We start from the raw sequence: 11827 nt of genomic DNA, 5'->3' as shown, positions 1-11827 counted from the left end.
GCAAGTTGGTTATGTTACTTTCAGAAACCCCATTGCGCTTGCGCCAATGGCTGGTATCACTGACAGTGCATTTGCCAGCAAAAATGCAAAGAATGCCGGTCTTGCAGTGATCGGTGGCTATAATCTGGACAAAGAAACGAATGCAGCTGCGGTAAAGCTTGTTGAAAGAGGCCGGCAGGAGTTCTTATCGGATGCTCCTCTTGAGTTTTTTGAAACTGAGGTCAATGCTGTTGATACCGTTGGAGCCGTAGGTTTTAATGTAAGAGCTGTAAGCCTTGACCCTCTTCTTAAAGTTGCTAGTATCGTGAAAGCTGCTGGTGGCATACTTGAGCTTGATGCACATTGCAGGCAGGAGGAAATGGTTTCCATCGGTGTTGGTGAAGCATTGATGAAAGACCTTCCCAGACTTACCGAGTGGATAAAGAAGATCAAAGAGACAGGTGTGGTTCTTTCTGTGAAGGTGAGGGCAAACGTTGTCGATGATGTTGCCCTTGCAAGAAGCATTGAGAACGCAGGAGCAGACATTCTCCATGTCGATGCCATGAAAGAAGGTGCTGGTGCTGACCTTCGTGCCATTTTGCGTATTCGTGATTCTACAAGGCTTTTCCTTATTGGGAATAATTCAATTATGGACATTATGGATGCAAGGGACATGTTCTCAAAGGGTGCTGATATGATCTCGGTATCTCGGGGTGTGCTTGAGGATGATGGGTTCATTGATTCTCTTGTTGAAGATGTCTGTGCAGTGCAGGAACAGATGGGCTGGTATAATTCTCCCAAACATGTATGTCGTGGCGAAGGTGACCTTAGGGGACTCGCGTTTTGCTGTAAGCCTGTTAAACCATGTGCAGTGCATGACAAGGCGGCTCAGCTTGGATATAGTCCAAAGGAATTTGCGAACATCAAAATGGAATTTGCAAAAGGAACCCCACTCGAATTTGGTGATAGCACATGTTTTGGCAGCCTGGCCTGGTGTTGTAAGATCTCAAAACCCTGTTATTTGAGAGACGGTGTTCTCGATGTCCTTGACCTTTCTGCTTCGGATTATATGCGGTTGAAAAAGGACCTTGCAACTTATATATTAGATAATGCCAAAAAACCTGTTAATGAACAGTGATCAGGGTATGCATTCTATTGATGGTTGTAACAACCGGTCTGTATACTCACATATCGCATGCTGTGCACAGCTGGCAATGATACTTGAGGTTTCCTCCTCTCCAAAGCCGGGTAATATTGACAGGCACCATGACTATGAGGATACCAGGTATGAACATTTTCTGGCATCTGCGGTAAGTATTCATCCCGTTATTGAAGCTGCAGCAAAAAAAGATGCCCGGGTTGGTGCTCTGCTAAGAAGTGCGGTCTGTCATAGTAATAGCTGGCAGAGCGGTGGGAACACGCATTTTGGGGCATTTCTTCTCCTTATACCGCTTTCAATGGCTGCCGGTGAGATCCTTGGCAGTGGCAATGATCTCGATATGGATGAGCTCGTTGCCCGTGCTCATGAAATAGTCAGTTCAACGGATACTGATGATGCTATTGATTTCTATAAGGCGTTCCGTTCAGCAGGGGTGCGTGTGAACGATGTGGATGAGTTTGATCTTCAGGATGATTCATCATTTGTATCATTGAGGGAGGAGGGACTTACTCTCTACGACCTCATGAAGATCTCACAGGGCTACGACCAGATCGCTAATGAATGGGTCAATGGTTTTGGTGATTGTGTGAAGTGTGCCCAAATGCTGGATCTTTTTATGGGTATGTCCGGGGATGCACCACTGATACCTGATATCAATCATGCAGTTGTTTTTTCATTCCTAAAGCTGCTTTCTGAAAGACCTGATACGTTCATCAGGACAAAGACCGATGATAAGACCGCTGAGGAAGTTTCATGGCAGGCGAAATGTATTGTGGACAGGCTGGAAGGCTCAGGCTACCACATGTCTCCTTTCTGGGCTGATGTGGAGGAATTCGATGAACTGCTTTTGGAGAAAGGCTTAAATCCCGGTTCGACAGCAGATATCGTCATAGCAGGTTTGTTCATATCTTTACTCGGGGGTTTGAGATTATAATGACTGAATTCGATCTGGATGATTTTGGTATCACTGAGGGTATATCGGAAGTTATTGTGACTACCTCTAATGGTTGGGTGCCAAATGCAGCTCCAATAGGTATCATAAGGAAAGGCAATGATGTATTTGTAAGACTTTACAAAGGTTCGCAGACCTATGATAATGTAAAAGCAGAACGCATACTTGTTGCAAATCTTGTTTATGACCCTCTTATTTTCGTGCGTAGTACTTTTGGGAACCTCGCTGAATCGGAGTTTGAAGTTCTTTCCTATGAAGGACTTGGGTTTGCAACTGTCAGGGATTCATTTTGTTGGGTCGTATTCGAATGCGATGAGGTCAAGGAGACTTCCGAAGCAATAGTTGCAAAGCTCGTTCCAAGGCATGCCCATGCAGGTCGCTGTATCTTTAATTCAATCAACAGGGGCTTCAATCTCGTGGTAGAGTCCTGTGTACACGCTACCCGATATGAATTGACGAATGATGAGAAGTATATGAGGCTCATAAAAGCATATTCTATCACCGTCAACAAATGTGGTAGTGAGCTTGATAAGGAAGCAATGGCCCTTCTTCTTAAAAGATATGATGGACAGGTGTGAACATGTCAGAAGATCCTATGGGCAATTTCATGGATGTTGCTGTAAAAGAAGCATTAAAAGGTATGCGTAACAATGAAGGTGGCCCTTTTGGAGCTGTCATTGTAAAGGACGGTAAGATCATCTCAAAAGGACACAATGAAGTTCTTGGGACCAATGATCCGTCTGCTCATGCTGAGATTGTGGCTATCCGTAAGGCATCAGCGGCTCTGGGGGATTTCGATCTGTCTGGTTGTGAGCTCTATGCGACAACAATGCCTTGCCCGATGTGTCTTTCAGCGATCATATGGGCACGTATTGGGAAGCTCTACTATTGCACCAGCACAGAGGATGTTGCATCTATAGGTTTTGATGATGGTGACATTTATGCAATGTTGAGGGAAGGTGTTGACCCTTCGGTACTTAAAGAAGTGAACCTGGAGTGTGAGGATTGTCACGAACTCCTTAGCGAATGGTCAAAAAAAACGGATAAGAGAATGTATTGATCATTCTCTAACATCTCAGTTTGAACCGAGCAATTCCTTTGCTTCTTCCTCTCTTCCAAGCTTAAATAGTAAGTTTGCCTTGTTCTCAAGTGCTGCGGTAAAACCCCTTTCTACTTCGAGTGCATTGCTGTATGCATTCAAAGCATTCTCGTTCTCTCCTATTTCTTCAAGAGTGTTCCCCATGCAGTACCATGCATCGGAAAATGCTGGTTTGATCTCAAGGGCATTGTTGTAAGCTTCAATTGCTTCTTTGTGCTTTCCCAGCTTTTCAAGGGTGTTGGCCTTACAATACCAAATTCCGGATGCATTTTTCTTGATAGTGGGGTCAGGGTTCGTGTTCAGGAATGAGTAACGCGGAAAATTGAAGTGCATTATGTCTGCAAATTCGATCGCTTTTTCATAGGATTCGAGGGCTTCTTCAAAACGTTCGAGTTGATATAGGGTGTTTGCTTTGCAACACCATGCATCGGGATATTCCGGTTCGAGCGAAATGGCCTTGTCAAGTATCCTGAGTGCTTCTTCATATTGACCGATGTTGAAAAGTAGAAATCCCTTGCTGAAGACGGGTTTTATGTCATCGGGCGTTTTTTGTATCGTGTCTTCTACTATGGCAAGTGCTTCTTCCTTTTTGTCCAGTTTGAATAGGATGAAACATTTGTTGAATCGAACTTCAAGTTCACGTTTTGCGGCATTCTCGGCCTCATCATCCATTTCGTTTTGCAGCAGCTCTTGTTGTAGTTCTTCCCATATGGATGCTGCTTCATCATATTTTTCCAGCGCGTCTTCAAATCGTCCGATCTCATGTAGCACATAACCTTTTCCATAGGTGCTTTCAGCGTTCTTGACCATTTGTTTTAGTTTTCTTTTGTAAGATGCCTGCTGGAACATGTCCTTGATATTATTCATATATTGAAATATCCGGTGTCCAGTGATATACTTTTTGCAATGGCGTTGAGGTCGTAAGTGGTTTGGTTTGGCGTACTCTTCACATTTATCCACATAAGGCTAATTTATTTTAACGTATCAGAAATTTATATAAAATAAACTGTCATTTTGGATGCTCACTCATCAATGTATAAATATGTCTTTTATCTTATTACTTTATGAGCAACATTAATGAACAGTATCATCTAGCAGTAATTATGGAGTTGATCGCATCAGTGCCAAAAAAACGAATGTAGGCGGTGCAAAAGTATCTACTATTGATGCGGCATCCCGGGAAGAGGTTTTCAAATCTGTTATAAATTCCAGCCCTGCGGTTGTCTTTTTATGGAGGGCGGAAGTGGGCTGGCCCGTGGAGTTCGTTTCCGAGAACATCTCACAATTCGGGTATGGTGCAAAAGATCTGATCACCGGAAAGTTTCGTTATGTTGATATTATTCATCCCGATGATGTTGATCATGTAATATCTGAAACGTCTCTTCATATGGATGATAAAGACCGCAATTTCAACCTCCGATATCGTATTCTCACAAAGGCCGGGGATATTCGATGGGTCGATGAAAGGACGTCCGCTCATTTTGATGATTCCGGTTCTATCCAGTTCTATCATGGTATCATTCTGGATATTACTGAGCAAAGGATGGACGATATTGCTTTGCTTGATGGTGCTCTTGGTATGAACAAAGCGCTTCAGACCGTTATCAATTCCAGTCCGGTAGTTGTATTTCTATGGAGGGCAGAAAAGGATTGGCCCGTGGAGTTCGTATCGAAGAACATTGATATGTTCGGTTATTCGGTGGGAGATTTCATCTCGGGAAAATTGGTCTATGGTGATATTGTACATCCTGATGATATTGACCGTGTTCGTGCAGGAGTTTCCAAGTGTACTGAGGGTGGATATTCTGATTTCTTCCAGGAGTATCGTATCCTCACAAAGACTGGAGAAGTGCGCTGGGTCGATGAAAGGACTCAGATACAACACGATCCACTGGGCAATGTGACATATCTCCAGGGTATCATTCTTGATATCACTGGGAGGAAGAAGATAGAGAATGCACTTCATAGTGAAGAAAAACGTATTGAAGCGCTGTTACGTTTGTACCAGATGACGGATGCTTCCATTCAGGACATTATTGATTTTGCCAGGGATGAGGTCGTAAGACTGACTAATAGCAAGATCGGATATCTGGCATTCATGAGCGATGATGAAAGTGTCATCACGACTGATTCATGGTCTGAGGGCGTTACGAATGAATGTTCTCTGAACAAAAAGAAACTTCAGTCACATGTGGTCGATGTTGGGTTATGGGGTGAATCTCTGAAACAGAGGTTGCCGATCATAGTAAATGATTATTCAGAAGAGAATCCTTCTAAAAGGGGATATCCTGAAGGGCATATGAGGATCGATCGGTTTTTGAGCGTTCCTATATTTGAAAGGGACAAGATCGTTGCTCTTGTAGGGCTTGCCAATAAGACTGATAATTATGATCTTTCCGATGTGCGTCAGGTCACACTTCTGATGCAGGGGATGTGGAGTATTCTCCTTCATAGGGGGGTGGATGAAGAACTACGTCGTTCTCTTGACATACAGAAGATCCTGGGGGATGTCATTAAGAATAGTCCTGCGGTTGTCTTCCTTTGGCGCGCTGACCCTGATTGGCCGGTTGAGTTCGTTTCAGAAAATGTGACCCAGTTTGGTTATTCGGTGGATGATTTTATTTCGGGAAGGTTTGTGTATGCTGATATTGTACATCCTTATGATCTTGATAGGGTGCAAAAGGAGCTTTCTAAGAGGATAGATGCAGGTTTTATGGATTTTAATCAGGAATATCGTGTATTGACCAAGTTCGGTGATATACGATGGGTGGATGAAAGAACGTTCATCAAGCACGATGAAGATGGGAATGTCGCTTATATGCAGGGTATCATTGTGGATGTTACTGACCGTAAACATTCTGATGATTTTATGCATATGCAATTTGATCTTGATAGTGTTCTAAGTTCTGCGCATAGTCTTGAGGAAACCTTTGAACAGATGCTTGAATTCAGCTTAAAGGTCGAGCCGGTGGATTCTGGAAGATTGTATCTTTTTGATGAAGCAACTGGGGATCTGAGGCTTGTGGCGCATAAAGGTCTTTCAGAGCGTTTTGTGAAGGACATTTCGGTGTTTGGAAAGAATTCTGTGCAGAACCGTCTTGTGATGACCGGGCAACCGGTTTACAAACATCATTCGGAGCTTAGTGCTATTACTACTGGTGAGAGCTCCCAGTACGAGGGTTTACATGCTACCGGTATAATCCCTGTGAAATATGATGGGAATGTCATTGCAGCTCTTTGCTTATCTTCGCATTCCGAATATGAGATCCCTGCCGATGCACGCAATTCCCTTGAGACCATTGCTACCCAGATCGGTGTGGTCATTTCAAAGATCCGCTCGGATTCAAATGATTCTAAGAAGTACAATGACCTTCAGTCCCTTGTTGATATGGTGGATGAGATATTGGTGGTACTGGACATGGATGGATATGTCCTCTATGCAAATAAGATGCTTATGGAAGGTCTGAAACTTTCTGATGGGGATATTTCAGATATGCATTACCTTGAGCTTCATCCTGATGGGGAATGGGACAATGTTGATTCTATGCTTTCGAGTGCCCGGGTTGGGGAAAAATTAGTCTATGAGACTGTCATGGTGGGTGCGGGTGGTTTTCTGGTCGGGGTCGAAACAAAGCTTGTCTGTGGAGAATGGTCGGGACAGCCTTGTATTATGGCTTCATCAAGGCTTATTGACTGATTGGTTTATGGACTGATGGATCGGGCTATATTGTCTGCCCTATTTTTTTATTTTTGGAGTAGATAAATAGTCTTTATATATGATTATGTAGATAATTGCTTTACATATTAGATACGATAATGCATCGATTTTTTGGAGAGTATAAATGAATACAAAATATATAGCCATTTTTTTGGCGGTTATAATGGTCATGTCAATCATGCCTTTTTTCTTCAGTGGAGGCTCGAATGGGGAGACTGCGGATAATTCGGTTGTGGATAATTCGGTTGTGGATGCCGCTGGCTTTGAATCTATTCCCGGTGAACATGTGGATCATGAGCTGAATTCCCTTGCTGATGGTCTTGCAGTGACACCTGAAGGGGTGGCATTTGCAGAGTATGTTGACATTGACAGCATAAGGGATACACCACTTTACCTTATGATGGGTAATACGTCACAGTTGGATTCAGTATATGGAGTTCAGGTCACTAAGTTGTACTCTGCAGAATATGCTAACCAGCACAGTTTCAATATGCATGTGATAAACCCTGAGGTCATTGCTTTCCCTTATTATCTTTCAGAGGATGCGTATAATGGATACTATTTCGCTTCACGTGGTAGCGACCTGTATAATGTAATAGGCAATCCTATGCTCTTTGGTCAGCAGGATCGGTTGGAGGATGTTCTGGATGTCATGAAAGGCGATGCTAATGCATCATCAGATTTTAGCAGGTTGATGGAGTTCGTGGAGCCTGGTGCACCTGTACAGCAAGTTATGGTCGTGAATGATGGGTTTGCAGATCAGTATTACTTTGATCTGATGTTCCTTGATGATTCACGTTTGTCACGTACTACTGTCTATCTTAATCCGACAGATGGTACTCGCAACAATATAACTGCTTATGCAGCTGAAGGTCCTGATAAGGGTCTGGACTATGATATAGAGTCTCAGGAAGATATTTTGAAGGTGACCGTTACCTTAGATTCTTCAGATTTCTATACTTTCTTGGGTGAGCCTGCTTGGTGAGCTTGTTCTCACCTCGTTTTTCTTTTTTATATTCTGTTCTGCATATGTCTTTGGTGAGCTATCGGGCATTTTGGCGCAAGCTATATATGTGACTGTGGCGATTCATACCAAATACTTTGGTTGATGCAACATATACTCATTTCTGAGTGAATGTGCATTGCTGATGTTAATTACAATGAATAATGACAGACCGCAGATAAGGGCGGTTTCGAAGGAGATATAAATATGGTTAAATTTGAAGTTCCTGACGAATTAGCAGATAAAGCACTTGAAGCAATCGAACTCGCAAGAGACACCGGAAAGGTAAAGAAAGGTACAAACGAAGCAACAAAAGCTATCGAAAGAGGCATCACAAAGCTTGCAGTAATCGCAGCTGACATTGAGCCATCCGAGATCGTTGCTCACATTCCAGCTCTTTGCGAAGAAAAGAACACACCATACATTTTTGTAAAACAGCAGAAAGAACTTGGTGCAGCATGTGGAATTGGTGTAGGCTGTGCAGCTGTTGTAATCACTGATGCAGGAAAGGGCAGCGAAATTGTAGAAGACGTTGCACAGAAAGTCGCTGCACTCAAATAATCATTGACTGGAGGTATCCCGAATGGCAGATGATGATATGGGTTTTGCAGCTGAGGTTATCGACGTGATCGGTAACACCGGTATGCATGGCGAAGCCAGCCAGATTCAGTGCAGGGTTCTTGAAGGTCGTGACAAGGGTAGGATCATTACAAGAAACTGCGTTGGTCCTGTAAGAATTGGTGATGTTTTCATGCTTATGGAGACATCCAGAGAGGCTAAGAAACTAACTACCAGGTGATGATAATGGAACAGAGAAAATGTTCATTTTGCGGAGAGTTGCTTGAGCCAGGTACAGGTCTCCTTTTTGCAAAGAGGGACGGATCCACATATTATTTCTGTTCTTCTAAGTGTAAGGGCAACTTCGATCTTGGAAGACTTCCAAGGCGTACTGTCTGGACAGAACAGGGTAGGATCTACCTGAAGAAAGCCTAATGTTGGTGAATCTGATGGAAAGAACCTATGTTATGGTCAAACCGGATGGCGTTCAGCGCTGTCTTGTTGGAGAGATCGTCTCAAGAATCGAGAAAAAAGGTCTTAAGATCGCAGCATTAAGGATGAATGTGATGACCGAAGCGGCTGCAAAGGAGCACTACAAAGAGCACTCTGAGAGGCCTTTCTTCGGTTCACTCGTATCCTTTGTAACTTCAGGACCATCCGTTTCGATGGTCATTGAAGGCAATAACGCGATCAAGATCATGCGTGCGATCAATGGTGCAACAAATCCTGTCGATGCATTGCCTGGAACTATCCGTGGCGATCTTGCAGTTGATATGGGTAGAAATGTTGTCCATGCATCCGATGCTCTGGAATCAGCAGAGCGTGAGATAGCTCTTCACTTTGAAGAGTCTGAGATCTCCGGCTATCCACGAGCAGATGATGAATGGTTGTATGAGTGATTCGAAAGGATCAGACATCTGAAGATCGAATAACATTCAGGGACAAGAGGCCGATAATTCGGTCCTCTTTCATTGTTAGTATGTTATGTACTAACGCTCCTGAATGTTTTTTTTAATATTAATGAATTCAACAGGATTTCAGAGAGAGTTGTGTCATGGTTGTAAAAGATAACTTACGAACTCCTATCGTTTGTGTTATGGGGCATGTGGATCACGGCAAGACCTCACTGCTTGACATGATACGTGGAAGTGCAGTTGTATCCGGAGAAGCTGGAGCTATCACCCAGCACATTGGTGCAACCGAAGTTCCTATAAGTGCTATTGTGGAAAAATGTGGGAATCCAGGCCTACTTGACAAGTTCATGGTTCCTGGACTTCTTTTCATTGATACGCCTGGACATCATGCGTTCACTACTTTGAGGAGTCGTGGCGGTGCTCTTGCAGACCTTGCCGTTGTTATCGTTGATATCAATGAAGGTTTTAAACCACAGACGATCGAGAGCCTGAATATTTTGCAACAGCATAAGACCCCGTTCGTTGTTGTGGCGAACAAGATCGACAAGATCCATGGTTGGAACCCTCAAAAAGGTGCTCCTTTCATGACGTCTTACAATAAGCAGAGCGAACACGTAAGGGGAAGCCTTGACACCAAGTTCTATGAGGTCGTGGGTGAACTGTATAGCAATGGTTTCAGTTCTGATCGATATGACCGTGTAAACGATTTCCAGCATAATATCGGTGTTATTCCTATCAGTGCGATCACAGGTGAAGGTATTCCTGATCTATTGATGGTTCTGCTGGGACTGGCGCAGAGATTCCTTGAATCGAATCTTCATTATAATGCAGAAGGGCCCGGTGTGGGTACTGTTCTGGAGGTCAAAGAAGAGCGTGGACTTGGTACCACCCTTGATCTTATCCTGTATGATGGAGTGCTGAAAAAAGGTGATACGATAGTTGTTGGATGTTTGGGTGAACCTATACAGACAAAAGTTCGTGCTATCCTAAAACCACGTGCTCTTTCAGAGATCAATGTTGAAGATAAGTTCAAGCAGGTCAGTAAGGTTACTGCTGCAGTTGGTGTTAAGATCTCAGCTCCTCATCTCGATGGTGCATTGTCCGGAGGTTCAGTTAGGGTAGCTACTGCTGAAACACTGGATGCTGTTGTTGAAGAGGTGCGTAATGAGGTCGAAGATGTCCAGATCGATACCGATCAGAGTGGTATTACTATCAAAGCCGATACAATTGGCTCTCTTGAAGCTCTTGTGAATGAACTTAAAAAAGAGGATATCCCTATTCGCAAAGCAGATGTGGGTGATATTTCCAACAGGGACATTATGGAAGCTTTCGCTATCGAAGATCCGTTCCATTCTGTTATTGTAGGGTTTAATGTCAATATCCTTCCTGATGCCAAAGAAAAAGTACGATCCACTGGCGTCAAGGTGTTCATGAACGATGTCATCTACCGTTTGATAGATGACTATAGGGATTGGGTAAAGGAACAGCGGGCTATATCCGAAAAGGCCGTTTCCGAGACAATTGTCAAACCCGCTATGTTCACTATTATGCCTGACTGTGTGTTCAGACAGAGCAAACCTGCTGTTGTAGGTGTACGGGTAATAGGTGGTACCATCAAGACGAAGGTCGATGTTACGACAGGCGATGGTACTGTAGTGGGAATTGTAAAAGGCTTGCAATCACGGGGCGAGAACGTAAGTGTTGCTACTATCGGCATGGAGGTTGCGATGTCTATCGATGGCCCTACAGTGGGCAGACAGATAAACGAAGGCGATGTTCTCTATGCGAACATACCTGAAAGGCATGCTAAGATACTTGAGCACGAACTTTACGATTCACTTTCGGCGGATGAATTAGAAGCACTTGACTCCTTCTTGGATATAAAAAGAAGGGATAACCCATTCTGGGCGAAATGATCGATGGATACAAAATAAATACCTGTAATTCATATACAGGCTTAAGCTAACTTTAAATACGAATTTATTCAAACATATTGGAGGCAAATCATGGCAGATTTTAAAATTGTAGTTTCAGATCCAAAAACAAAGACCTACCAGTTCGACATTACTGGAGCTGAAGCAAACCAGTACATTGGAAGATCTATTGGTCAGACAGTAGATGGCGCAACAGTAGGTCTGGATGGTTACACACTAACCATTACAGGCGGTACCGACAACAGTGGTTTCGTAATGAGCCCAACCCTTCCAGGTCCAAAGAGGCAAAAGATCCTCATTGCAAAGGGTGTAGGATATTCACCAGTAGCAAAAGGCGTACGCCGAAGGAAATTCCTTCGTGGAAGCGAGATTGCTCCTGACATTACCCAGATCAACACCAAAGTTACAGGATACTCTGACAAGACCATTGAAGAGATCCTTGGTGGCGGTTCAGAAGACGTTGAAGCACAAGCAGAGTGATATTCGTCACTCTCCTTTTTAATTCTTTTTT

General features: G+C 43.5%; 13 protein-coding genes. 12 read left to right on the top strand and 1 reads right to left on the bottom strand.

Annotated features, from left to right (window positions below; all coding sequences use genetic code 11):
* The 4 genes from QAS77_RS06780 to QAS77_RS06765 all read left to right on the top strand — a co-directional run.
* A partial coding sequence (locus tag QAS77_RS06780) for a methanogenesis marker 9 domain-containing protein (protein ID WP_305064580.1) occupies nt 1-1117 on the top strand: 1117 nt, incomplete at its 5' end.
* Nucleotides 1107-2072: a triphosphoribosyl-dephospho-CoA synthase gene (locus QAS77_RS06775; protein ID WP_305064579.1), complete on the top strand. Its 966-nt coding sequence runs from the start codon at nt 1107-1109 to the stop codon at nt 2070-2072. The genes QAS77_RS06780 and QAS77_RS06775, both read left to right, overlap by 11 nt.
* On the top strand, nt 2072-2668 hold the full coding sequence (locus QAS77_RS06770) for a DUF447 domain-containing protein (protein WP_305064578.1): 597 nt from the start codon (nt 2072-2074) through the stop codon (nt 2666-2668). The genes QAS77_RS06775 and QAS77_RS06770 overlap by 1 nt, the downstream gene beginning before the upstream one ends.
* 2 nt (nt 2669-2670) lie before the next feature.
* Complete coding sequence (locus tag QAS77_RS06765) at nt 2671-3150, top strand: nucleoside deaminase (protein WP_250867571.1); 480 nt, start codon at nt 2671-2673, stop codon at nt 3148-3150.
* 15 nt (nt 3151-3165) lie between these two features.
* On the opposite strand, the gene QAS77_RS06760 is transcribed toward QAS77_RS06765, so the two are convergent.
* Entirely contained in the window at nt 3166-4056 is an 891-nt protein-coding gene (locus QAS77_RS06760) for a tetratricopeptide repeat protein (protein ID WP_250867572.1), read from the bottom strand.
* Nucleotides 4057-4306: 250 nt separating this feature from the next.
* On the opposite strand from QAS77_RS06760, the gene QAS77_RS06755 reads away from it, so the two are divergent.
* From QAS77_RS06755 to QAS77_RS06720, 8 genes are all read left to right on the top strand, one after another.
* Nucleotides 4307-6886 carry a PAS domain-containing protein gene (locus QAS77_RS06755; RefSeq protein ID WP_305064581.1) on the top strand — a complete coding sequence of 860 codons (2580 nt, stop codon included), beginning with the start codon at nt 4307-4309 and terminating at the stop codon, nt 6884-6886.
* Nucleotides 6887-7031: 145 nt separating this feature from the next.
* The gene (locus QAS77_RS06750; protein ID WP_305064577.1) at nt 7032-7892 is read left to right on the top strand and encodes a hypothetical protein; all 861 of its coding nucleotides are present in this window, start codon (nt 7032-7034) and stop codon (nt 7890-7892) included.
* A gap of 225 nt (nt 7893-8117) precedes the next feature.
* Nucleotides 8118-8471 carry a 50S ribosomal protein L7Ae gene (gene rpl7ae / locus QAS77_RS06745; RefSeq protein WP_172366827.1) on the top strand — a complete coding sequence of 118 codons (354 nt, stop codon included), beginning with the start codon at nt 8118-8120 and terminating at the stop codon, nt 8469-8471.
* Nucleotides 8472-8493: 22 nt separating this feature from the next.
* The gene (locus QAS77_RS06740; protein ID WP_011498392.1) at nt 8494-8709 is read left to right on the top strand and encodes a 30S ribosomal protein S28e; all 216 of its coding nucleotides are present in this window, start codon (nt 8494-8496) and stop codon (nt 8707-8709) included.
* A 5-nt stretch (nt 8710-8714) separates the two neighbouring features.
* A complete protein-coding gene (locus QAS77_RS06735) occupies nt 8715-8903 on the top strand; it encodes a 50S ribosomal protein L24e (protein WP_011498393.1) in 189 nt (62 codons plus the stop codon).
* Between the two features lie 14 nt (nt 8904-8917).
* Nucleotides 8918-9367, top strand: a complete 450-nt coding sequence (gene ndk, locus QAS77_RS06730) for a nucleoside-diphosphate kinase (protein ID WP_305064576.1) — start codon at nt 8918-8920, stop codon at nt 9365-9367.
* A 155-nt stretch (nt 9368-9522) separates the two neighbouring features.
* Nucleotides 9523-11298, top strand: a complete 1776-nt coding sequence (infB, locus tag QAS77_RS06725; protein ID WP_250867578.1) for a translation initiation factor IF-2 — start codon at nt 9523-9525, stop codon at nt 11296-11298.
* Between the two features lie 90 nt (nt 11299-11388).
* Nucleotides 11389-11796: a 30S ribosomal protein S6e gene (locus tag QAS77_RS06720; protein ID WP_250867579.1), complete on the top strand. Its 408-nt coding sequence runs from the start codon at nt 11389-11391 to the stop codon at nt 11794-11796.
* The last annotated feature ends 31 nt before the right edge of the window (nt 11797-11827 follow it).

Origin of the sequence: Methanococcoides sp. (assembly GCF_030594565.1) — an archaeon.
GTDB classification, from domain to species: domain Archaea; phylum Halobacteriota; class Methanosarcinia; order Methanosarcinales; family Methanosarcinaceae; genus Methanococcoides; species Methanococcoides seepicolus.
The sequence above is the reverse complement of the archived record's forward strand: the minus strand, read 5'-3'. Positions and strand labels throughout refer to the sequence as shown.

Excerpts from the sequence above, each read along its gene's own strand:
- QAS77_RS06770 (WP_305064578.1), top strand. The coding sequence starts at position 2,072 with ATGACTGAATTCGATCTGGATGATTTTGGTATCACTGAGGGTATATCG.
- QAS77_RS06750 (WP_305064577.1), top strand. The coding sequence starts at position 7,032 with ATGAATACAAAATATATAGCCATTTTTTTGGCGGTTATAATGGTCATG.
- QAS77_RS06735 (WP_011498393.1), top strand. The coding sequence starts at position 8,715 with ATGGAACAGAGAAAATGTTCATTTTGCGGAGAGTTGCTTGAGCCAGGT.
- ndk (WP_305064576.1), top strand. The coding sequence starts at position 8,918 with ATGGAAAGAACCTATGTTATGGTCAAACCGGATGGCGTTCAGCGCTGT.
- QAS77_RS06760 (WP_250867572.1), bottom strand. The coding sequence starts at position 4,056 with ATGAATAATATCAAGGACATGTTCCAGCAGGCATCTTACAAAAGAAAA.
- QAS77_RS06720 (WP_250867579.1), top strand. The coding sequence starts at position 11,389 with ATGGCAGATTTTAAAATTGTAGTTTCAGATCCAAAAACAAAGACCTAC.
- QAS77_RS06765 (WP_250867571.1), top strand. The coding sequence starts at position 2,671 with ATGTCAGAAGATCCTATGGGCAATTTCATGGATGTTGCTGTAAAAGAA.
- rpl7ae (WP_172366827.1), top strand. The coding sequence starts at position 8,118 with ATGGTTAAATTTGAAGTTCCTGACGAATTAGCAGATAAAGCACTTGAA.
- infB (WP_250867578.1), top strand. The coding sequence starts at position 9,523 with ATGGTTGTAAAAGATAACTTACGAACTCCTATCGTTTGTGTTATGGGG.
- QAS77_RS06740 (WP_011498392.1), top strand. The coding sequence starts at position 8,494 with ATGGCAGATGATGATATGGGTTTTGCAGCTGAGGTTATCGACGTGATC.
- QAS77_RS06775 (WP_305064579.1), top strand. The coding sequence starts at position 1,107 with ATGAACAGTGATCAGGGTATGCATTCTATTGATGGTTGTAACAACCGG.